The organism is Micromonospora inyonensis (assembly GCF_900091415.1).
In the GTDB taxonomy this organism is placed as follows: Bacteria; Actinomycetota; Actinomycetes; order Mycobacteriales; family Micromonosporaceae; genus Micromonospora; species Micromonospora inyonensis.
Genome location: NZ_FMHU01000002.1, coordinates 838,639 through 858,986 on the forward strand (window position 1 = coordinate 838,639; position 20,348 = coordinate 858,986).

Below are 20,348 nucleotides of genomic sequence, written 5' to 3' on the forward strand. Positions count from 1 at the left end.
CGCGGGACGGGAGTGCCGGGTGTGACGTGAGGATCGTTCGGTTACCGGATGGTAGGCCGGACCGGCCAGCATTGGAAGACGTCAATCGAGGTCCTGGCCCGAGGTTGTTGAGTGTGCGGCGATTGCTCGATAGCCTTCGATCTCTGGTGCCGCCGGGACGGGCGCGGCCCACGTCGGGAAGGGAAGCCGGATGATCTCCGTACGCCTGCTCGCGTCGGCGGCGCTGCTCGCCGCCCTGGTCCCCGTTGCGACACCCGCCGCGGCGGCGTCCGCGCCAGCCGCCACGGGCACCTTCTCGCTGCTCACCTACAACATCGCCGGCCTGCCCGAACCGCTCTCCGACAGCAACCCGGCCGTCAACACCGGCCCGATCGGCGAGCGGGTCAACGCGTACGACGTCGTGCACGTCCAGGAGGACTTCAACTACCACACCGACCTGTACGCCACCGACCGGCACCCGTACCGGACCCGGACCAGCGGGCCCGTGCCGTTCGGCAGTGGCCTGAACACGATGTCGAACCTGCCGTACTCGAACCTCCACCGGGTGACCTGGAACCGGTGCGCCGGCACCGACTGCCTCACCCCGAAGGGCTTCACCGCCTCCCGGATCCAACTGGCCGAGGGGGTGTTCGTCGACTTCTACAACGTGCACGCCAACGCCGGCAGCGACGAGTGGGACCTCGCCGCCCGGCGGGACAACCTCGCCCAGCTCTCGGCGTACATCACGGCCAACTCCGCCGGCAACGCGGTGGTGGTGATGGGCGACCTGAACGTCCGCTACACCCGCACCGGCGACACCATCCGGGAGCTGGTCGCGGCCAACGGCCTCACCGACGTCTGGGTGGAGCAGGAACGCGGCGGCGTGCCTCCGGCGCTCGGCAGCCCGGCGCTGACCTGCGACCCGGCCAACGTCACCAACGCCTGCGAGGTGGTCGACAAGATCCTCTACCGGAGCAACGCGTCGGTCCAGCTCGACCTGGTCCGTTACGCCAACGAGCACCAGCGGTTCCTGGACCCGGCCGGCGAACCGCTGTCCGACCACTACCCGCACGCCGCGTGGTTCTCCTGGAGCCTCGCCGGCTGACCACCGGGTGACGGGGACCGGCCGGCGGGCATGCGACCCGTCGGGGCGGCCCGCACGTCACCGGGAGTGTCGGTCCCAGCGGCTAGGCTCGCACGTGTGGCCGACCCGTCGACGTACCGCCCCGCCCCCGGCACCATCCCCGAGTCGCCGGGGGTCTACCGGTTCCGCGACGGCACCGGACGGGTGATCTACGTCGGCAAGGCCAAGAACCTGCGCAGCCGGCTCAACTCGTACTTCGCCGACCCGGTGGGGCTGCACCAGCGCACCCGGCAGATGGTCTTCACCGCCGAGTCGGTGGAGTGGACGTCGGTGGCCACCGAGGTCGAGGCGCTCCAGCTCGAGTTCCTCTGGATCAAGGAGTTCGACCCGCGCTTCAACGTCCGCTACCGGGACGACAAGTCCTATCCGTACCTCGCGGTCACCCTCGACGAGGAGTACCCCCGGCTCCAGGTGATGCGCGGCGCCAAGCGCAAGGGGGTGCGCTACTTCGGGCCGTACTCGCACGCCTGGGCGATCCGGGAGACGCTCGACCTGCTGCTGCGGGTCTTCCCGGCGCGGACCTGCTCGGCCGGGGTGTTCAAGCGGGCCGGTCAGGTCGGCCGGCCGTGCCTGCTCGGGTACATCGGCAAGTGCTCCGCGCCCTGTGTCGGCAGCGTCAGCGCCGAGCAGCACCGGGACATCGTCGACGCCTTCTGCGACTTCATGGCCGGTCGCACCGACACGATGGTCCGCAAGCTCGAACGGGAGATGACCGAGGCCAGCGGGCAGCTGGAGTTCGAGCGCGCCGCCCGGCTCCGCGACGACGTCGCCGCGCTGCGCCGGGCGATGGAGAAGCAGACCGTCGTGCTCGGTGACGGCACCGACGCCGACGTGGTCGCCTTCGCCGACGACCCCCTGGAGGCCGCCGTACAGGTCTTCCACGTCCGCGACGGCCGGGTCCGGGGCCAGCGCGGGTGGGTCGTGGAGAAGACCGAGGAGCTGACCCCCGGCGACCTCGTCCACCACTTCTGCACCCAGGTGTACGGCGGGGAGCAGGGCGAGGCCGACGTGCCCCGTGAACTGCTCGTGCCCGAGCTACCCGGCGACGCCGACGCCCTGGCGGACTGGCTCTCCGCGCGGCGGGGCAGCCGGGTCACCCTCCGGGTGCCGCAGCGCGGCGACAAGCGGGCCCTGCTGGAGACGGTCGGCCGCAACGCGAAGGACGCCCTCGCCCGGCACCGGCTGCGTCGCGCCGGCGACCTGACCACCCGCAGCAAGGCGCTCGACGAGATCGCCGAGGCGCTGGCGATGGACACCGCCCCGCTGCGCATCGAGTGTTACGACGTCTCCCAGAACCAGGGCACCGACGTGGTGGCCAGCATGGTCGTCTTCGAGGACGGCCTGCCGCGCAAGAGCGAGTACCGCCGGTTCATCGTGCGGGGCGCGACCGACGACCTGTCGGCCATGTCCGAGGTGCTGCGCCGCCGCTTCGCCCGCTACCTCGACACCCGCGCCGAGACCGGCGAGATCGGCGAGGAGACGGCCGCCGACCCGGACCGCCCCGGCATCGATCCGACCACTGGCCGGCCACGCAAGTTCGCGTACCCGCCGCAGCTGGTCGTGGTCGACGGCGGCCCGCCGCAGGTGGCCGCCGCTGCGGCGGCCCTCGCCAGCCTGGGCGTCGACGACGTGGCGCTCTGCGGCCTGGCCAAGCGCCTGGAGGAGGTCTGGCTGCCCGACGACCAGTTCCCGGTCATCCTGCCGCGCACCTCCGAGGCGCTCTACCTGCTGCAACGGGTCCGCGACGAGGCGCACCGGTTCGCCATCACCTTCCACCGGCAGCGCCGCTCCAAGCGGATGACAGAGTCCGCGTTGGACACCGTCCCCGGCCTCGGTGAGGTCCGCCGCAAGGCGCTGCTGCGCCACTTCGGCTCGCTGAAGCGGCTCTCGGCGGCCAGCGTCGACGAGATCACCGAGGTCCCCGGGATCGGCCCGCGCACCGCCGAGGCGATCCTCGCGGCGCTCGGCGCGGACGAACAGCCCGCCCGATCCTGAGGTCGGGTCACTCGGCGAGGATGGCCAGGATCTGCTCGCCGTACTTGGCGAGCTTGTTCTCCCCGACGCCGCTGATCCCGGAGAGCTCGGCCAGGGACGTCGGCGCGTCGGTGGCGATCTGGCGCAGCGTGGCGTCGTGGAAGATCACGTACGCGGGTACGCCCTGCTCCTTGGCGGTCGCCGCGCGCCAGGCCCGCAGCCGCTCGAAGACCGGCGCGGCCTCCGGCGACAGCTCGACGACGGCGGTCGCCCCGCCCCGGGCCGCCTTCGCGGTCTTCCCGGTCGACGCCGGCCGCTCCGGCTCGCGGCGCATCATCACCGTGCGCCGCCGGCCCAGCACCTCGGCGCTCGCCTCGGTCAGTGCGAGGGTGCCGTAGTCGCCCTCGACGGCCAGCAGCCCCTCGGCGAGCAGTTGGCGCACCACGCCCCGCCACTCGGCCTCGCGCAGGTCGGTGCCGATGCCGAAGGTGCTCAGCGCGTCGTGCCGGTGCTGGACGATCTTGTCGTTGCTCCGCCCGAGCAGGATGTCGATGCAGTGCCCCGCGCCGAAGCGCTGGTTGCGTTCCCGGTCGAGCCGGTAGACCGTGGAGAGCAGCTTCTGCGCGGCCACCGTGCCGTCCCAGGACTCCGGGGGCGTCAGGCAGGTGTCGCAGTTGCCGCAGGGCCCGGTCGCCGGCTGGCCGAAGTACTCCAGCAACTGTCCGCGTCGGCAGCGGACCGTCTCGCAGAGGGCGAGCATCGCGTCCAGGTGGGCGGCGAGGTTACGCCGGTGCGTGGCATCGCCCTCAGACGTGTCGATCATCTTGCGCTGCTGCACCACGTCCTGGAGTCCGTACGCCAGCCAGGCGGTGGACGGCAGCCCGTCCCGCCCGGCGCGGCCGGTCTCCTGGTAGTAGCCCTCCACCGACTTCGGCAGGTCCAGGTGGGCGACGAAGCGGACGTCGGGCTTGTCGATGCCCATGCCGAAGGCGATGGTCGCCACCATCACGAGCCCCTCCTCCCGCAGGAACCGCCGCTGGTGCGCGGCGCGGGTCACCGCGTCCAGTCCCGCGTGGTACGGCAGCGCGGCGATCCCGTTGGCCACCAGGAACTCGGCGGTCTTGTCCACCGAGGCCCGGGAGAGGCAGTAGACGATGCCGGCGTCGCCGGGGTGCTCGTCGCGGAGCAGGCTCAGCAGCTGCTTGCGCGGCTCCCGTTTCGGCACGATCCGGTACTGGATGTTCGGCCGGTCGAAGCTGGCGACGAAGTGCCGGGCGTCGGTCAGGTCGAGTCGGGTGGCGATCTCGGCCCGGGTCGCGGAGGTCGCGGTGGCGGTGAGCGCGATGCGCGGCACCCCCGGCCAGCGTTCGTGCAGCATCGACAGGGCGAGGTAGTCGGGGCGGAAGTCGTGCCCCCACTGCGCCACGCAGTGCGCCTCGTCGATGGCGAACAACGCGATCCGGCCCCGGTCGAGCAGGTTCAGGGTGGCCCGGCTGCCCAGCGCCTCCGGCGCGAGGTAGAGCAGGTCGATCTCGCCGGCCACGAACTCCGCCTCGACCAGGCGGCGGGTGTCCGGGTCGAGGGTGGAGTTGAGGAAACTGGCCCGGACGCCGACCGCGCGCAGCGCGTCCACCTGGTCCTGCATCAGCGCGATCAGCGGCGAGACGACCACCGCCACGCCGTCGCGTAGCAGCGCCGGGATCTGGTAGCAGAGCGACTTGCCGCCACCGGTGGGCATCAGCACCAGCGCGTCGCCGCCGCCGGCCACGTGCTCGACGACCTCCTGCTGGAAACCCCGGAAGGAGTCGTAGCCGAAGACCCGCCGCAGCACGTCCAGCGGGGTCTCGGTACGCAGCGCGGCGGGGAAGTCCATCGGGGGATTGTACGAGCGCCGGGTGACGCCTTGCGCTCGCGCGTGCCGGCTGGTCCCGAACGGCTGCTTCTGGTCGTCGTCCGCGTCGGGGCCGGTGTCGTCGTCCGGCTCGTCCGGCCGGTCGCTCACCGGACGGCCCGGGCTGCCGGGCCCGGCCCCTTTCCCCGTGTGTGAACTGGTCACGGTCGCCGAGTTCGTACCTGCTGCAGACAGCCGCCATGCTGGGACCGCCGGCTGCTCACCGGACGGCCACGCGTTGGCCACAACGCCCCACTACACCTAGCCGGCATGAGCCGTTCTTACCTGCATGACCAGGCCGCGTCCGTCGACCGGCGACGTTTCCTCACGGGTGTCGCGACCGTGGCGGGCGCCGCCGCGTTCGCTCAGCTGTCCGCGGGCGAGGCCACTGCCGCGCCCCGCCCGGCCGACTATCCGTTCCAGCTCGGCGTCGCCAGCGGCGACCCGACGTCTTCCGGCTTCGTACTCTGGACCCGCCTCGTCCCGCTGCTGTTCGAGCCGGGCGGCGGCATGCCGCCGAAGGCTGTCTCCGTCGACTGGCAGGTCGCCGAGGACGCCCAGTTCCGCCGGATCGTCCGGGCGGGCGCCGCGCGGGCGCTGCCGTCGCTGGCGCACTCCGTGCACGTCGAGGTCGACGGCCTGCGCCCGGACGGCGAGTTCTTCTACCGCTTCCGCTACCGCGGGGAGGTGTCCCCGGTGGGTCGCACCCGGACCGCGCCGGATGTCCGCGCCGCAGTCGGGTCGCTGGCCTTCGCGTTCGCGTCCTGCCAGAGCTGGACCGCCGGCTACTACCCGTCCTTCCGGCACATGGCGCGGGAGGACCTCGACCTCGTCCTGCACCTCGGGGATTACGTCTACGAGGGCGGCATTCCCGCCAACGGCGGCTATCGGCGTACGCCCACGCCGTCGATCCTGCGCGCCGCGCCCCGAGACCTGGAGCGCTGGCGGATGCAGTACGCGCTCTACAAGAGCGATCCGGATCTGCGGGCCGCGCACGCGCGCTTCCCGTGGGCGGTCACCTGGGACGACCACGAGGTGCAGAACGACTACGCCAACACGCAGTCGCAGTACGAGGGTGACATCGGCGCCCTGCGTGCGGCCGCCTACCAGGCCTGGTACGAGCATCAGCCGGTGCGGGCGCCCGCGGCTCCCGGCCCGAACGGTCCCCGGATCTACCGTCGGCTTCGGTGGGGCCGGCTGGCGCAGATCGACGTCGTCGACGGGCGGCAGTACCGCAGCATCCCGCCGCGTGGGTGGGGTGAGGCGGACGCCGGCCCCGAGGCGTACCACCCGGAGGTGACGATGCTGGGCGGGGAGCAGGAGCGATGGCTCTATGACGGCCTGGCGGCGTCGTCGGCGCAGTGGAACGTGCTAGCGAGCAACGTGATGCTCGCGCGTCTCGACCACGACGGGCCCGCGGGCGACCGGCTGTGGCACGACGCGTGGGACGGCTTCCCGGCCGCGCGGAACCGGCTGACCGACGCGTGGGTACGCCACCAGGTGTCGAACCCCGTCGTCGTGACCGGTGACTGGCATTCCACATTCGTCAACGACGTCCTGCGGGACTTCGACGACCCGCAGTCGCCGGTGGTGGCGACCGAGTTCGTCGGGACGTCGATCTCCAGCAACGGCGACGGCAAGGTCTACGGCCCCTATTACGGTCCGATGATCGGCTTCAATCCGCACATCAAGTTCTTCGACGGGGACCGCCGCGGCTACGTGCGCTGCAAGCTGGACGCGTCGGGCATGCGGACGGACCTGCAGATGGTGACCACCGTGAGCCGGGCGGACGCGCCGGAGTCGACGTTCGGATCGTTCTTCGTCGAATCCGGGCGGCCGGGGGCGCATCAGATCTGAGAGGGGTTGCCCGCCGAGTGGGTCAGGGGCCGGGAGGCAAGTCCGGAAAAAGTGGGTCGGCGGGGTGAAGGGGCGCCACCGCCACGAATGGGGCCACGAAGTGGGCTCCGCCGGATTCCGTAGACGTTACATCGGGTTTTGACAGGTGGCGTGCGACCCGTCACGGCGAAACCACCCGTACGTGCTGGCCGGGCCGACGGACGGCTCGGCCAGCACGGCGGTGAACCCGGCACGGCGGCCAAGGCACGCCGGGCCGGCCGAGGAACGGTCCGGGGTCGACAGGCCGGGGGCGGGATAGAGTCGCTCACTGACGTTCGCGGTCGGTGGTGGCCGCGGGGCCACCACCGGGGGGTAGCAGGTGAACGAGGCGCTGACAGGCCAGGCTCCGGTGGCGGAGGGCGCCACACCGGCGCAGCCGTACGCCGAGGGGGAGACGAGCCTGGTCGTGGTCACCGGGCTCTCCGGCGGTGGTCGGAGCACCGTGGCCCGGGCCCTGGAGAACGTCGGCTACTACGTGGTCGACAACCTGCCGCAGGCGCTCCTGCTCGACATGGCCGAGCTGGCGTCGAAGGCGGGCGGCGCGGCCCGGCGTACCGCGATGGTGCTGGACGTGCGTTCGCGGGCCTTCTCCACCGACCTGGCCGGCGCGATCCGGGAGCTGAAGGAGCGCGGCTTCTCCCCGCGCGTGGTCTTCGTCGACGCCGACGACGAGGTGCTCATCCGACGGTTCGAGAGCGTCCGCCGCTCGCACCCGTTGCAGGGCGACGGCCGGCTGGCCGACGGCATCGCGGTCGAGCGCAGCCTGCTGGAGGAGGCCCGCGACCAGGCCGACGTGATCATCGACACCAGCCACCTGAACGTCAACCAGCTGCGCCGGCGCATCGAGGAGCTCTTCGGCGAGGAGGACGCCCGGCGGCTGCGGGTCACCGTGCTCTCCTTCGGTTTCAAGTACGGCCTGCCGCCGGACGCCGACTTCGTGCTCGACGCCCGCTTCCTGCCGAACCCGTTCTGGGTGCCGGACCTGCGCGAGCAGACCGGCCGGGACGCGCCGGTCAGCGAGTACGTGCTCGGCCAGGAGGGTGCCGAGGCGTTCGTGTCGGCCTACGCCGACCTGGTCAACGCCACCACCGCCGGTTTCGAGCGGGAGGGCAAGCGGTACCTGACGGTGGCGGTGGGCTGCACCGGAGGCAAGCACCGCAGCGTCGCGATCACCGAGGAGCTGGCCGCCCGGCTGCGCCAGTCCGGTCTCGCCGCCAACGCCCAGCACCGGGACCTGGGGCGCGAATGACGGCGACGAAGGTGGTGGCCTTCGGCGGCGGGCACGGCCTGTCCGCGTCGCTGCGGGCGTTGCGCCGGTGCGCTCCCGAACTCGATCTCGACATCACCGCCGTGGTGACCGTGGGCGACGACGGCGGTTCCAGCGGCCGGCTGCGCGCAGCCCGGGGCGGGCTGCCCCCCGGTGACCTCCGGCAGGCGCTGGTCGCGCTGGCCGGGGACCACCCGGCCACCCGCCGCAGCGCGCGGCTGTTCCAGCACCGGTTCGCGCGTACCGGTGCCGACGTCGTCGCCGCTCCGGCCGACGTCGCGGTCGGTGCCGGTGTCCCGGTGGCCGGCGGTACGCCCGCAGCCGAGGCCCCGGTGACCCGGCCCCGGCGCGGCGCGTCGACCGGGGTGTTCGCCGCCGCCGGGAACGGGGACGGGCCCGGCGGGTGCGCCGACGGCCTGGACGGGCACGCGGTCGGCAACCTGGTGCTGTTCGGCCTGATGGAACTGCTCGGCGACCCGGTGGTCGCGCTGGAACACGCCGGCACCATGCTCGGCACGGTCGGCCGGGTGCTGCCGATGTCCTGCGAGCCGGTCGGCATCGAGGCGCAGGTGCGCGGTGTGGATCCGACCCGCCCGGACGAGGTGCGCACCGTACGCGGGCAGCACCAGGTGGCGGTCACCACCGGTCGGGTGGAGGCGTTGCGGCTCACCCCGGCCGTACCGGTCGCCTGCCCGCAGGCGGTGACCGCGATCCGGGACGCCGACTGGCTGATCTTCGGACCGGGGAGCTGGTACACCAGCGTCCTGCCGCACCTGCTGGTGCCCGGCCTGGCCGAGGCGGTCGTCGCCAGCCCGGCCCGGCGGCTGGTCACCCTGAACCTCTCCGCCGAGAAGGAGACCCAGGGGCTCTCCGCCGCCGGCCACCTCGCCGCGCTGCGTCGCTACCTCCCGGAACTCGTCGTCGACTGCGTGCTCGCCGACGACCGGGTGGTGACGGATCCGGAGTCGCTGGCCCGTGCGGCAGAATCGCTGGGTGCCCGGCTCGTGCTCGCCCCGGTCGCCGTCGCCGACGGCAGTCCCCGGCACGATCCGGCCGCCCTGGGCGCCGCCCTGGTGCCTGTCCTGGGCGCCGCTCGTTAAGCACCTACGTAATCACCGGTCGTTAAGCACCTACGTAATCACCGGCGGCACGCCGGAACCGGTCCGTGAGGGGACGCACAATGGCGATGACGGCTGCGGTCAAGGACGAGCTGAGTCGGGTCGACGTGCCCAAGCCCTGCTGCCGGCGGGCGGAGATGACCGCCCTGCTGCGGTTCGCCGGTGGGCTGCACATCGTCTCCGGTCGGGTGGTGGTCGAGGCGGAACTGGACACCGGGGCGGTCGCCCGACGGCTGCGCCGCGAGATAGCCGAGGTCTACGGCTACTCGAGTGAGATCCACGTGCTCGCCTCCGGCGGCCTGCGCAAGGGCAGTCACTTCATCGTCCGGGTGGTCAAGGACGGCGAGTCGCTGGCCCGGCAGACCGGGCTGCTGGACGTCCGGGGCCGTCCGGTGCGCGGCCTGCCCCCGCACGTGGTGGCCGCGAACGCCTGCTGCGCGGTGTCGGCCTGGCGGGGCGCGTTCATGGCGCACGGCTCGCTGACCGAGCCGGGCCGGTCCAGCGCACTGGAGATCACCTGTCCCGGCCCGGAGTCGGCGATGGCGCTGGTCGGCGCGGCCCGCCGGGTCGGGATCACCGCCAAGAGCCGTGAGGTGCGCGGCGTGGAACGGGTGGTGGTCAAGGACGGCGACGCGATCGCCGCGCTGCTCACCCGGGTCGGTGCCCACTCCAGCGTGCTGGCCTGGGAGGAGCGCCGGGTGCGGCGTGAGGTCCGGGCGACGGCCAACCGGCTGGCGAACTTCGACGACGCCAACCTGCGCCGGTCGGCGCGGGCGGCGGTCGCCGCCGCCGCCCGGGTGACCCGGGCGCTGGAGATCCTCGCCGACGACGCCCCGGATCACCTCACCTCCGCCGGCCGGCTGCGCCTGGAGCACCGGCAGGCCTCCCTGGAGGAGCTCGGCGCGCTGGCCGACCCGCCGCTGACCAAGGACGCCATCGCCGGCCGGATCCGCCGGCTGCTCGCGCTGGCCGACAAGCGCGCCCGCGACCTCGGTATCCCCGATACCGAAGCGGCCGTCACGCCCGACATGCTCGTGGTCTGATAGGACGGTGGGGCGCTGACGGGTCCGGGCCACGCCCCGGCGCAGCGCGCCGTCGTGCGCTCGGATAGGGTCGCAGCGTACGGCAAGGGGGCCGGCAACTGGCTTCCCCCGCCGTATCCACCGCCTCGGCGGTCTGGTCCGTCGGACCGCGGCGGGGTGGCCGAGATGAACTGTCAACGGCCGGCTCCAACGGTCGGCGCACATCAACTCGCCGGCCGCCGTCTGGCGCCGGCGGACCAGAACGCGAGGAGATGGGACCTGTGACCATCCGGGTTGGCATCAACGGCTTCGGCCGCATCGGCCGCAACTTCTTCCGGGCAGTCCTGGCGTCCGGCGCGGACGTCGAGGTCGTCGCCGTGAACGACCTGACCGACAACGCGACGCTCGCCCACCTGCTCAAGTACGACAGCATCCTCGGTCGCCTCCCGCACGAGGTCAAGGCCACCGCCGACGAGATCACCGTCGGTGGCCAGACCATCAAGGCGTACGCCGAGCGCGACCCGGGCAAGCTGCCCTGGGGCGACCTGGGTGTCGACGTGGTCATCGAGTCCACCGGGTTCTTCACCGACGCCACCAAGGCCAAGGCGCACGTCGACGGCGGGGCCAAGAAGGTCATCATCTCCGCCCCGGCGAAGAACGAGGACGTCACGGTCGTCATGGGCGTCAACCACGACGACTACGACCCGGCCAAGCACACCATCATCTCGAACGCCTCCTGCACCACCAACTGCCTGGCCCCGATGGCGAAGGTCATCCAGGACACCTTCGGCATCCAGAAGGGCCTGATGACCACGATCCACGCGTACACGCAGGACCAGAACCTCCAGGACGCGCCGCACTCGGACCTGCGCCGCGCCCGCGCCGCCGCGCTGAACATCGTGCCGACCTCCACCGGCGCCGCCAAGGCGATCGGCCTGGTCCTGCCCGAGCTCAAGGGCAAGCTCGACGGGTACGCGCTGCGCGTGCCGATCCCGACCGGCTCCGCCACCGACCTGACCGTCGAGGTCGGCCGGGAGACCACCGTCGACGAGGTCAACGCCGCCATCAAGGCCGCGGCCGAGGGTCCGCTCAAGGGTGTCCTGGTCTACAACGAGGACCCGATCGTGTCGGCCGACATCGTCACCGACCCGGCGTCCTGCATCTTCGACGCGCCGCTGACCAAGGTGATCGGCAACCAGGTCAAGGTCGTGGGCTGGTACGACAACGAGTGGGGCTACTCGAACCGCCTGGTCGACCTGGTCAAGCTGGTGGGTTCGTCGCTGTGACCATCCGTACCCTCGATGACCTGCTCGCCGAGGGGGTTTCGGGTCGGCGCGTCCTGGTACGCGCCGACCTGAACGTGCCACTCGACAAGCAGACCGGCCAGATCGCCGATCATAATTCCGCCTCCGCGCCGCGACACGGCACTCCGGACGGAATGAGGATCGCCGACGACGGGCGCATCCGCGCGGTGCTGCCGACCCTCGACGCGCTGGTGCGGGCCGGCGCGAAGGTGGTCGTCTGCTCGCACCTGGGCCGTCCGAAGGGCGCGCCGGACCCGCAGTACAGCCTCCGTCCGGTCGCCGGACGGCTCGGTGAGCTGCTCGGCGCGCCGGTGCACTTCGCCACCGACACGGTCGGCGACTCCGCCCGTTCGACGGTGGAGGCCCTCGCCGACGGCCAGGTCGCGCTGCTGGAGAACCTCCGCTTCAACAAGGGGGAGACCAGCAAGGACGACGCCGAGCGGGCCGCCTTCGCCGACCAGCTCGCCGGGTTCGGCGAGGCCTACGTGGACGACGCCTTCGGCGCGGTGCACCGCAGGCACGCCAGCGTGTACGACGTCCCGGCGCGGCTGCCGCACGTGGCCGGCCGCCTCGTGCTGCGCGAGGTGGAGGTGCTCGGTCGGCTGGCCGGCGAGCCGGAGCGCCCGTACGTGGTCGTGCTCGGCGGTTCCAAGGTCTCCGACAAGCTCGCGGTGATCGAGGCGCTGCTGCCGAAGGTCGACCGGCTGCTCATCGGTGGCGGGATGTGCTTCACCTTCCTCAAGGCCCAGGGCCACGAGGTGGGCACCTCGCTGCTGGAGGAGGAGATGGTCGAGACCTGCCGCAACCTGCTGGAGCGGTCCGAGGGCAAGATCATGCTCCCGGTCGACGTGGTGGCGGCGGACGCCTTCGCCCCGGACGCGGCGCACGACACCGTCGCCGCCGACGCGATCCCGGCCAAGCGGCTCGGCCTGGACATCGGCCCGGAGACGGTCGCCGGCTTCGCCGCCGCGCTCGCCGACGCGAAGACGGTCTTCTGGAACGGCCCCATGGGCGTGTTCGAGATGCCGGCGTTCGCGAACGGCACCCGAGGGGTCGCCGAGGCGATCACCAAGACCGACGCGTTCACCGTCGTCGGCGGCGGTGACTCGGCCGCCGCGGTGCGGGCGCTCGGGCTCGACGAGTCCTCGTTCGGGCACATCTCCACCGGCGGGGGCGCCTCGCTGGAATACCTCGAGGGCAAGACCCTCCCCGGCATCGCGGCACTGGAGGACTGATGGCGGCGGTCACCCGCCGGCCGTTGATGGCCGGCAACTGGAAGATGAACCTGAACCACTTCGAGGCGAACCTCCTGCTCCAGAAGCTGGCGGCCAGCCTCGACGAGAAGCAGCTCACCGACGTCGAGTGCGTCGTCCTGCCGCCCTTCACCGATCTGCGGACGGTGCAGACCGCGGTCGACGGCGACAAGCTGCTCATCGGCTACGGGGCCCAGGACCTCTCCCCGCACCAGTCCGGGGCGTACACCGGGGAGATCTCCGGGGCGATGCTGGCGAGGCTCGGCTGCTCGTACGTGGTGGTCGGGCACTCGGAGCGGCGCGCGTACCACCACGAGGACGACGCCCTGGTCAACGCCAAGGTCACCGCGGCGCTCGGCAACGGGCTCACCCCGATCCTCTGCGTCGGCGAGGGACTGGACGTCCGGGACGAGCAGCGGCACGTCGTGCACTGCCAGGACCAGCTCACCGCCGGCCTGAAGGGGCTCAGCGCCGAGCAGGTCACCAAGGTCGTGATCGCGTACGAGCCGGTCTGGGCGATCGGCACCGGCAAGACCGCGACCCCGGAGGACGCCCAGGAGGTGTGCGGGGCGGTGCGTGAGCGCCTGGCCGAGCTGTACGACCAGGCGACCGCGGACCAGGTCCGGATCCTCTACGGCGGGTCGGTCAAGGCGTCGAACGTCGCCGCGATCATGGCCAAGCCGGACGTGGACGGCGCGCTCGTCGGCGGCGCCAGCCTCGACGCCGAGGAATTCGCACAGATCTGCCGCTTCCCGGAGCACATCACCCGCTGATCGCTCGCTATCCTTGACTCCGCCCGTCCGTCGGTCGGTGCCGCACGCCCGACACGCGCGGGGCGAGGATCGCAACGAGAGGACTGACCCCAGCCATGCCGACTTGGTTCGCATACACGTTGATCGTGTTGCTGACGATCACGAGCACCATGCTCACCATGCTGATCCTGCTGCACCGGGGCAAGGGCGGCGGGATGTCGAGCATGTTCGGCGGCGGAGTCAGCTCCAGCCTCGCCGGCTCCTCCGTGGCCGAGAAGAACCTCGACCGCTACACCGTCCTGGTGGGCATCGTCTGGTTCGCCTGCATCATCGGCCTCGGGCTCTGGCTCAAGCTGGCGGTTGCCGCCTGACCGAGCCTTCCCGTCGTAGGCACCTGCGCGCGGCCCGTACCCACGGGCCGCGCGCAGTTTTTTGCGCTCCAGTTGGTTGCCGGGGCACCTTGCCGTGCGGAAAGCGGTAGCAAGGGCCCCCGGCAACCATTCAGCGCAGGCTGCGGAAGCGGGGGCGTACGTCCGCCGCCGCGGCCCGGTCGAGCAGCCAGAGGGTACGGCTGACGCCCGCCGCCCCGGCTGCCGGCAGCTGCACCGGGCCGGCGCCGTCGAGCGCCATGTGGACCGCCGCCGCCTTGTCCGATCCGCTGGCCACCAGCCACACCTCCTCGGCGGTGTTGATCGCCGGCAGGGTCAGGGTGATCCGCACCGGCGGCGGCTTCGGGCTGCCCCGGACCGCGCTGACCGGCCGGCTCTCGTAGTGCACCCGGTGCTCGGGGAAGACCGACGCCACGTGGCCGTCCTCGCCGACGCCGAGCAGCAGCACGTCGAAGTGGGGCAGGGTGGCGTGCCCGGGACGGGCCGCGGCGGCGAGTTCCTCGGCGTACCGGGCGGCTGCCGCCTCCGGGTCCGCCCCGTCCGGGCCGTCCGAGGCCGGCATCGGGTGGACCCGGGCCGGGTCGAGGGGGAGCAGGTCGAGCAGTTGCGACCGCGCCTGGGTCTCGTTGCGCTCCGGGTGTCCGGCCGGTAGGAAACGCTCGTCGCCCCACCAGACGTCCACCCGTGCCCAGTCGACCGCGTCCCGGGCCGGCAGGGCCACCACCGCCCGGTACACGGCGGCGGCGATCCGCCCCCCGGTCAACACCACCGACGCCTGGCCCCGGTCGGCCTGCGCGTCGAGCAGCTTCACCAGCAACCGGGCCGCGACCGCCTGCGCCAGCAGGTCGGCGTCGGCGTGTACGGCGACACTCGCCTCACTCATCACGTGCCTTTTTCTCGTCGACCGCAGGGCATCCCGCCCGACGGTACGTCTCGTCGCCCGGGCGGCCCCGCCCGTGGTGGTCGTGGCCGGGCCGTCCCGCCCGTCACCCGGATCGCGTGACGGGCGGGACAGCCCGGTGGTCAGGATGGCGCGTTGGTCGAGGCGTGCGTGGTGACGCCCGCCTCGGCGCGGCGCGCGGTGGCCGGGTCCTTCCACACGTGCACCCGCTGGGCGGGACGGTCGTCCAGCCCGGAGAGCCCCGCCGCCGCGCCGAGAGCCTCGGCGTACACCTGGTCGGCGTCCAGCCGGCGCAGCTCCTCGGCCAGCTCGTCACCGAGCGGCCGCCGCACCAGCGGTAGGTCCCGGTCGGCCTGGCCGGTACGTCGGAACTTCGCCGTGCTGTCCTCCCGGGTCAGGGTCAGCTCGTCGCCGTTGGCGCAGCGCAGCTGCACCTCGCGCATGCGGGGCTGGTCGTCGGCGTGTTCCCAGCGCGGCTCGATGCCGAGCCGGCCACCCAGCCAGCCGCACATCAACGCCGCCGTCGGGTCGGTCCGGGGTGCCACCACGGTTGCCTCGGTGACCCGCGCCTGGGTGGTGTCGAAAGCCCCCGCGACCAGGGTGCGCCACGGGGTGATCCGGCTCCAGGCCAGGTCGGTGTCGCCCGGGGCGTAGTCCCGGGCCCGCTGCCGCAGCGCCTCGATCGGGTCCGCCGCCTGGGCGGCGTCGGTGATCCGCCGGTCGGCGACCACCCCGAGGAAGTCGGTGGCGATCTCCTCGGGAGGCTCGGCGTGCCACCAGGTCACCACCGGCACGTCCGGCACCAGCAGCGGCATCACCACGGACTCGGCGTGCAGCGCGAGCCGGCCGTACATCCGGGTGACGACCGCCTCGCACGGGCCGAGCCGGCCGCCGACGACGATCTCGGCGTCCAGCCGGTTGTGCTCCCGTTCCACGTCCGATCGGACCACGACCAGCAGCCGGCACGGGTGGGCGGCGGCGGCGATGGTGGCCGCCGCCTCCGCCTCCCGGACGCGCTTCTCGTCCACCACCACGATCAACGTGAGGGCCATACCGCTGGCCACCCCGCCCGCGCTGCGCCGTTCGGCGGCGAGCGCCTTGACCACCTCGTTGCCGGTGGTGTCCCACAGCCCGATCATGCTCGTCTCCAGGCCCGGCCCTCGCGGGCCAGCATCTCGTCGGCCGCCCGGGGACCCCACTCACCGGCCCGGTACGGCTCCGGCTTCGTGCCCGCCCAGGCGCGCTCCAGTGGGTCCACCACCTGCCAGCTCTGCTCCACCTCGGCGGCGTCCGGGAAGAGGGTGCGGTCGCCGATCAGCACGTCCAGCACCAGCCGCTCGTACGCCTCCGGGCTGGCCTCGGTGAACGCCTCGCCGTACTGGAAGTCCATGGCGATGTCCCGGACCTCCATGGTGGTGCCGGGCACCTTGGAGCCGAACTTCAGCACCACGCCCTCGTCCGGCTGGACCCGGATGACGAGCTGGTTGTTGCCGAGCATCTCGATGTCGGCGTCGTTGAACGGCAGGTGCGGGGCGCGCTTGAACATGATGGCCACCTCGGTGACCCGCCGGGGGAGCCGCTTGCCGGCGCGGATGTAGAACGGCACCTCCGCCCAGCGGCGGTTCTGGATGCCGAGCCGCACCGCGACGTACGTCTCGGTGGTGGAGTCCGCCGGGACGCCCTCCTCGTCCAGGTAGCCGACCGCCCGCTGGCCGCCGACCCAGCCGGGCAGGTACTGGCCCCGCACGGTGCCCCGGCTGATGTCCTCCGGCAGCGTGATCGCCCGGAGCACCTTGAGCTTCTCGGCCCGGATCTCGTCGGCGCCGAAGCTGGTCGGCTCCTCCATCGCCACCAGGGCCAGCAGTTGCAGCAGGTGGTTCTGGACCACGTCGCGGGCGGCCCCGGCGGAGTCGTAGAACCCCGCCCGGCTGCCGATGCCGACGTCCTCGGCCATGGTGATCTGCACCGAGTCGACGTAGTGGGAGTTCCACAGCGGCTCGAACAGGTTGTTGGCGAAGCGCAGGGCGAGGATGTTCTGGACCGTCTCCTTGCCCAGGTAGTGGTCGATCCGGAAGACGTCCTGGCTGGTGAAGACGTCGTCGACCAGGTCGTTGAGTTCCTTCGCCGAGGGCAGGTCGTGCCCGAACGGCTTCTCCACCACCACCCGCCGCCATCCGCCGGACTTGGCGTTGTCAGCCATCCCGGTGCGGGCGAGCTGCTTGAGCACCACGGGGAACGCCGCCGGGGGGATGGAGAAGTAGAAGGCGGCGTTACCGGTGATGCCGTGCGTGTCGCGCAGCTCGTCGAGCGTGGCCGCGAGCTGGTCGAACGCGGCGTCGTCGTCGAACGACCCGCCGACGAACTTGATGTTGCCGGCCAGCCGCGCCCACACCTCCTCCCGCCAGGGGGTCCGGGCGTGCTTCTTGGCCGCCTCGTGGGCCAGCGACGCGAAGTCGCCGTCGCCCCAGTCCCGGCGGGCGAAGCCGAGGACCACGAACCCCGGGGGCAGCAGCCCCCGGTTGGCCAGGTCGTAGACCGCGGGCAGCAGTTTCTTGCGGGCCAGGTCGCCGGTGACGCCGAAGATCACCAGAGCGCAGGGCTCCGGGATCCTCGGCAGCCGCCGGTCCTGCGGGTCGCGCAGCGGGTTCACGCCGCCTCCTCGCTCCGCTGGATCCTTTCTGGTCATCGTCACGTCCGGAGCCGTCGGGCCGCGTCGAGCAGCTGGGCCACGCCCGCCGCCCGGTCGGTCAGGTGCAGCCGCAGGAGGGGACGCTCCCGGCCGGCCAGGGCCTGCCGGTCACCGGCGGCCTGCGCCGCCTGGAGTTCCCCGAAGGTGTACGGCTTCCCGGGGACCGGCAGGTCCTCGGCGACCGCTCCGGTGAGCTGGAGGAAGCTGCCGACCTGCGGGCCGCCCTTGTGGTACTGGCCGGTGGAATGCAGGAAGCGCGGTCCCCAGCCGAAGGTGACCGGCCGTCCGGCCGCCCCGGCCAGCAGCGACCGCAGCTCGGCCGCGTCGGTGTCGGCGAACCGGTCGAGGTACGCCATGACCGCGAGGTAGCCGCCGTCGGCCAGCCCGTCGAGCAGCCAGCGCAGCACGCCGGTCACGTCGCCCGGGGCACCCGCCGGGGCGTACACCTCGATCGCGCCGGAGGTGAACGACGGCTCCTCGGTGACCGGGCCGGCGGCCAGGATCCGGTTGGTGTTCTCCTTGCTCTCGGTCACGTTCGGCTGGTTGAACGGGTCGATGCCGAGCACCGCCCCGGCCACCGCCGTGGCGTACTCCCAGGTCAGGAAGTGCGCGCCGAGCGGGCCGTTGACCGCGACGTGCGGCTGCGCCCCGCCGCCGGGTATCGCCCCGGCCGGCAGCGCCCCGCCGTAGCTGACGGTGAGCACGTCGTCCCCGGTCACGCCAGGGCTGTCCGGTGCCTCCACCACCACGGGCAGGATGCCGACGCCGGCCTTGCCGGTCGACTCGGCGACGAGCTGCTCGGCCCAGTCGCCGAGCCCCTCGATGCCGGTGCCGTCACTGACCAGGGCGACCTTGTCCCGGCCCTGGGTGGCGGCGGCGCCGAGCGCGGCCCCGAGCGCCAGGCCCGGGTTGTCGCGCTCGCCACCGAAGCTCTCCGCGAGCGCGTCGGCCTCGTCGATCAGCGCGGCGACGTCGACCCCGGCCAGCGCGGACGGCACCAGCCCGAAGGCGGTCAGCGCGGAGAACCGGCCGCCCACCTCCGGGTCGGCGAGCACCACGTGGGCGCCCATCTCGGTGGCGGTGGCCTCCAGCGGGGAGCCCGGGTCGGTGACGACCACGAAGTGCCGCCCGGCCTCGGCCTCGGTCATCCCCGCGTCGAGGAACGCCTGCCAGTACGCGCGCCGGTGGCTGTCGGTCTCGACCGTGGAGCCGGACTTGCTGGCCACCACGACCACCGTCCGTTCCAGCCGGTCGGCCAGCGCCGCCCGGACCTGACCCGGGTCGGTGGTGTCCAGCACGGTCAGCGGCTTCCCGAGGGTCCGGGCGATCACCTCGGGGGCCAGCGAGGAGCCGCCCATGCCGGCGAGGACCACGTGGTCCAGGTCGCCCAGCTCGGTCTTGAGTTCGGCGAGCTGGGGGAGCAGGTCGCGGCTGCGGCGGTGGGTGTCCACCCAGCCGAGCCGGATCTTGGCCTCCTGCTCGGCGTCCGGACCCCAGATGGTGGCGTCCTTCTGCGCCAGTCGTCCGGGCACGCCGTCGCGCACCAGCGCGTCCCGGGTGGAGGCGGCGCCGGCGGCGTCCACCGCCGCAGCGCCGTACACGGCCAATCCGGCAGCGGCCTCCACGGGGCCGTCCAGCAGGTCACTCACGCCTTGCCTCCTCGCTGCGCCGCTTCCAGCGACGTCCGGACCCCGTCGAGCAGCTCCTGCCAGCTCGCCTCGAACTTCTCCACACCCTCACGTTCCAGGGTGGCGATCACGTCGGCCATGTCCACGCCGATCGACTCCAGGTCCGCGAAGACCTGCCGGGCCTCGTCGTACCCGTCGGTGACCGTGTCGCCCCGGGTCTCGCCGTGGTCGGCGTACGCGTGGATCACCGGCTCCGGCATGGTGTTGACGGTGCCGGGGGCGATCAGCTCCTCGACGTAGATCACGTCCCGGTAGTCCGGGTTCTTCGTCGAGGTGGACGCCCAGAGCGGGCGCTGCGGGTGCGCTCCGGCGTCGGCGAGGGCTCGCCAGCGGTCGGAGGCGAAGACCTCCGCGTAGCGCTCGTACGCCAGCCGGGCGTTCGCCACGGCGGCCTTGCCGCGCAGCCCCTTCGCCTCGGCGGAGCCGATCTTCTCCAGCCGCTTGTCGATCTCGCTGTCCACCCGCGAGACGAAGAACGAGGCGACCGAGCCGATCGTCGACAGGTCGTGGCCGTTCGCCTTCGCCTGCTCCAGCCCGGCCAGGAAGGCCTCCATCACCTGCGAGTAGCGGTCCAGCCCGAAGATCAGCGTGACGTTGACGCTGATCCCCTCGGCGAGGGTGGCGGTGATCGCCGGCAGTCCGGCCTCGGTCGCCGGGATCTTGATGAAGAGGTTCGGCCGGTCGACCAGCCACCAGAGCGCCTTGGCCTCGGCGACGGTCTTCAGGGTGTCGTGGGCCAGCCGCGGGTCCACCTCGATGGAGACCCGGCCGTCCACCCCCGCGCTGCCGTCGTACGACGGGCGCATCACGTCGCACGCCCAGCGCACGTCGTACGTGGTGAGCATGCGGACGGCCTCCTCGACCTGCACCTCCCGCGCGGCGAGGTCCCGCACCTGCCAGTCGTACTCGTCGGCGTCCTTGAGCGCCTTCGCGAAGATGGTCGGGTTGGTGGTCACCCCGGCCACGTGCTTCTCCCGCCGGAGCTGGTCCAGCCCACCCGAGCTGAGCCGGGTCCGGGAGAGATCGTCCAACCAGACCGCCACACCTGCGGCGGTCAACTCGCGCAACCTGTCAGTCATAC

Annotated in this window: 16 protein-coding genes; 10 read left to right on the forward strand and 6 right to left on the reverse strand. The window is 72.5% G+C overall.

Translation table 11 applies throughout. From position 1 onward, the window contains the following. Positions 1-190 precede the first annotated feature (190 nt). On the forward strand, positions 191-1,084 hold the full coding sequence (locus GA0074694_RS18735; protein WP_091460175.1) for an exonuclease/endonuclease/phosphatase family protein: 894 nt from the start codon (positions 191-193) through the stop codon (positions 1,082-1,084). 96 nt (positions 1,085-1,180) lie between these two features. Beyond that, complete coding sequence (uvrC, locus tag GA0074694_RS18740) at positions 1,181-3,118, forward strand: excinuclease ABC subunit UvrC (RefSeq protein WP_091460178.1); 1,938 nt, start codon at positions 1,181-1,183, stop codon at positions 3,116-3,118. Positions 3,119-3,125: 7 nt separating this feature from the next. On the opposite strand, the gene recQ is transcribed toward uvrC, so the two are convergent. Further along, complete coding sequence (recQ, locus tag GA0074694_RS18745; RefSeq protein WP_091463382.1) at positions 3,126-4,970, reverse strand: DNA helicase RecQ; 1,845 nt, start codon at positions 4,968-4,970, stop codon at positions 3,126-3,128. 288 nt (positions 4,971-5,258) lie between these two features. Between recQ and GA0074694_RS18750 the strand changes: the two genes are divergently transcribed. The 8 genes from GA0074694_RS18750 (at position 5,259) to secG (ending at position 13,971) form a co-directional block, all read left to right on the forward strand. Further along, positions 5,259-6,845 (forward strand): alkaline phosphatase D family protein, encoded by a 1,587-nt coding sequence (locus GA0074694_RS18750; protein WP_091460180.1) that lies wholly within the window; start codon positions 5,259-5,261, stop codon positions 6,843-6,845. A 388-nt stretch (positions 6,846-7,233) separates the two neighbouring features. Then, positions 7,234-8,133: an RNase adapter RapZ gene (gene rapZ / locus GA0074694_RS18760; protein ID WP_091460184.1), complete on the forward strand. Its 900-nt coding sequence runs from the start codon at positions 7,234-7,236 to the stop codon at positions 8,131-8,133. After that, positions 8,130-9,251 (forward strand): gluconeogenesis factor YvcK family protein, encoded by a 1,122-nt coding sequence (locus GA0074694_RS18765; RefSeq protein WP_091460187.1) that lies wholly within the window; start codon positions 8,130-8,132, stop codon positions 9,249-9,251. Before rapZ ends, GA0074694_RS18765 begins: the two co-directional genes overlap by 4 nt. An 80-nt stretch (positions 9,252-9,331) precedes the next feature. Beyond that, positions 9,332-10,312, forward strand: coding sequence for a DNA-binding protein WhiA (whiA, locus tag GA0074694_RS18770; protein ID WP_091460190.1), 981 nt, complete (start codon positions 9,332-9,334; stop codon positions 10,310-10,312). A gap of 260 nt (positions 10,313-10,572) precedes the next feature. Further along, the gene (gene gap, locus GA0074694_RS18775) at positions 10,573-11,577 is read left to right on the forward strand and encodes a type I glyceraldehyde-3-phosphate dehydrogenase (protein WP_091460192.1); all 1,005 of its coding nucleotides are present in this window, start codon (positions 10,573-10,575) and stop codon (positions 11,575-11,577) included. Then, on the forward strand, positions 11,574-12,830 hold the full coding sequence (locus tag GA0074694_RS18780) for a phosphoglycerate kinase (RefSeq protein WP_091460194.1): 1,257 nt from the start codon (positions 11,574-11,576) through the stop codon (positions 12,828-12,830). The genes gap and GA0074694_RS18780 overlap by 4 nt, the downstream gene beginning before the upstream one ends. After that, a complete protein-coding gene (tpiA, locus tag GA0074694_RS18785; protein WP_091460197.1) occupies positions 12,830-13,621 on the forward strand; it encodes a triose-phosphate isomerase in 792 nt (263 codons plus the stop codon). Before GA0074694_RS18780 ends, tpiA begins: the two co-directional genes overlap by 1 nt. A 95-nt stretch (positions 13,622-13,716) precedes the next feature. Beyond that, positions 13,717-13,971 (forward strand): preprotein translocase subunit SecG, encoded by a 255-nt coding sequence (gene secG, locus GA0074694_RS18790; protein ID WP_091460199.1) that lies wholly within the window; start codon positions 13,717-13,719, stop codon positions 13,969-13,971. Positions 13,972-14,101: 130 nt separating this feature from the next. On the opposite strand, the gene pgl is transcribed toward secG, so the two are convergent. The 5 genes from pgl to tal all read right to left on the reverse strand — a co-directional run bounded on the left by pgl (position 14,102) and on the right by tal (position 20,346). Continuing rightward, the gene (gene pgl, locus GA0074694_RS18795; protein WP_091460202.1) at positions 14,102-14,872 is read right to left on the reverse strand and encodes a 6-phosphogluconolactonase; all 771 of its coding nucleotides are present in this window, start codon (positions 14,870-14,872) and stop codon (positions 14,102-14,104) included. Positions 14,873-15,012: 140 nt separating this feature from the next. Then, on the reverse strand, positions 15,013-16,029 hold the full coding sequence (locus GA0074694_RS18800) for a glucose-6-phosphate dehydrogenase assembly protein OpcA (RefSeq protein ID WP_091460204.1): 1,017 nt from the start codon (positions 16,027-16,029) through the stop codon (positions 15,013-15,015). Then, positions 16,026-17,576 carry a glucose-6-phosphate dehydrogenase gene (gene zwf, locus GA0074694_RS18805; RefSeq protein ID WP_091460207.1) on the reverse strand — a complete coding sequence of 517 codons (1,551 nt, stop codon included), beginning with the start codon at positions 17,574-17,576 and terminating at the stop codon, positions 16,026-16,028. The genes GA0074694_RS18800 and zwf overlap by 4 nt, the downstream gene beginning before the upstream one ends. Positions 17,577-17,578: 2 nt before the next feature. Continuing rightward, positions 17,579-19,228, reverse strand: a complete 1,650-nt coding sequence (locus GA0074694_RS18810; protein WP_091460209.1) for a glucose-6-phosphate isomerase — start codon at positions 19,226-19,228, stop codon at positions 17,579-17,581. Further along, on the reverse strand, positions 19,225-20,346 hold the full coding sequence (gene tal, locus GA0074694_RS18815) for a transaldolase (protein ID WP_091460212.1): 1,122 nt from the start codon (positions 20,344-20,346) through the stop codon (positions 19,225-19,227). The genes GA0074694_RS18810 and tal overlap by 4 nt, the downstream gene beginning before the upstream one ends. Between the last annotated feature and the right edge of the window lie 2 nt (positions 20,347-20,348).

Coding starts and splice junctions, on each gene's coding strand:
- GA0074694_RS18750 (WP_091460180.1), top strand. CDS start 5,259: ATGAGCCGTTCTTACCTGCATGACCAGGCCGCGTCCGTCGACCGGCGA.
- GA0074694_RS18735 (WP_091460175.1), top strand. CDS start 191: ATGATCTCCGTACGCCTGCTCGCGTCGGCGGCGCTGCTCGCCGCCCTG.
- tal (WP_091460212.1), bottom strand. CDS start 20,346: ATGACTGACAGGTTGCGCGAGTTGACCGCCGCAGGTGTGGCGGTCTGG.
- pgl (WP_091460202.1), bottom strand. CDS start 14,872: ATGAGTGAGGCGAGTGTCGCCGTACACGCCGACGCCGACCTGCTGGCG.
- tpiA (WP_091460197.1), top strand. CDS start 12,830: ATGGCGGCGGTCACCCGCCGGCCGTTGATGGCCGGCAACTGGAAGATG.
- GA0074694_RS18800 (WP_091460204.1), bottom strand. CDS start 16,029: ATGATCGGGCTGTGGGACACCACCGGCAACGAGGTGGTCAAGGCGCTC.
- whiA (WP_091460190.1), top strand. CDS start 9,332: ATGGCGATGACGGCTGCGGTCAAGGACGAGCTGAGTCGGGTCGACGTG.
- zwf (WP_091460207.1), bottom strand. CDS start 17,576: ATGACCAGAAAGGATCCAGCGGAGCGAGGAGGCGGCGTGAACCCGCTG.
- secG (WP_091460199.1), top strand. CDS start 13,717: ATGCCGACTTGGTTCGCATACACGTTGATCGTGTTGCTGACGATCACG.
- GA0074694_RS18765 (WP_091460187.1), top strand. CDS start 8,130: ATGACGGCGACGAAGGTGGTGGCCTTCGGCGGCGGGCACGGCCTGTCC.
- recQ (WP_091463382.1), bottom strand. CDS start 4,970: ATGGACTTCCCCGCCGCGCTGCGTACCGAGACCCCGCTGGACGTGCTG.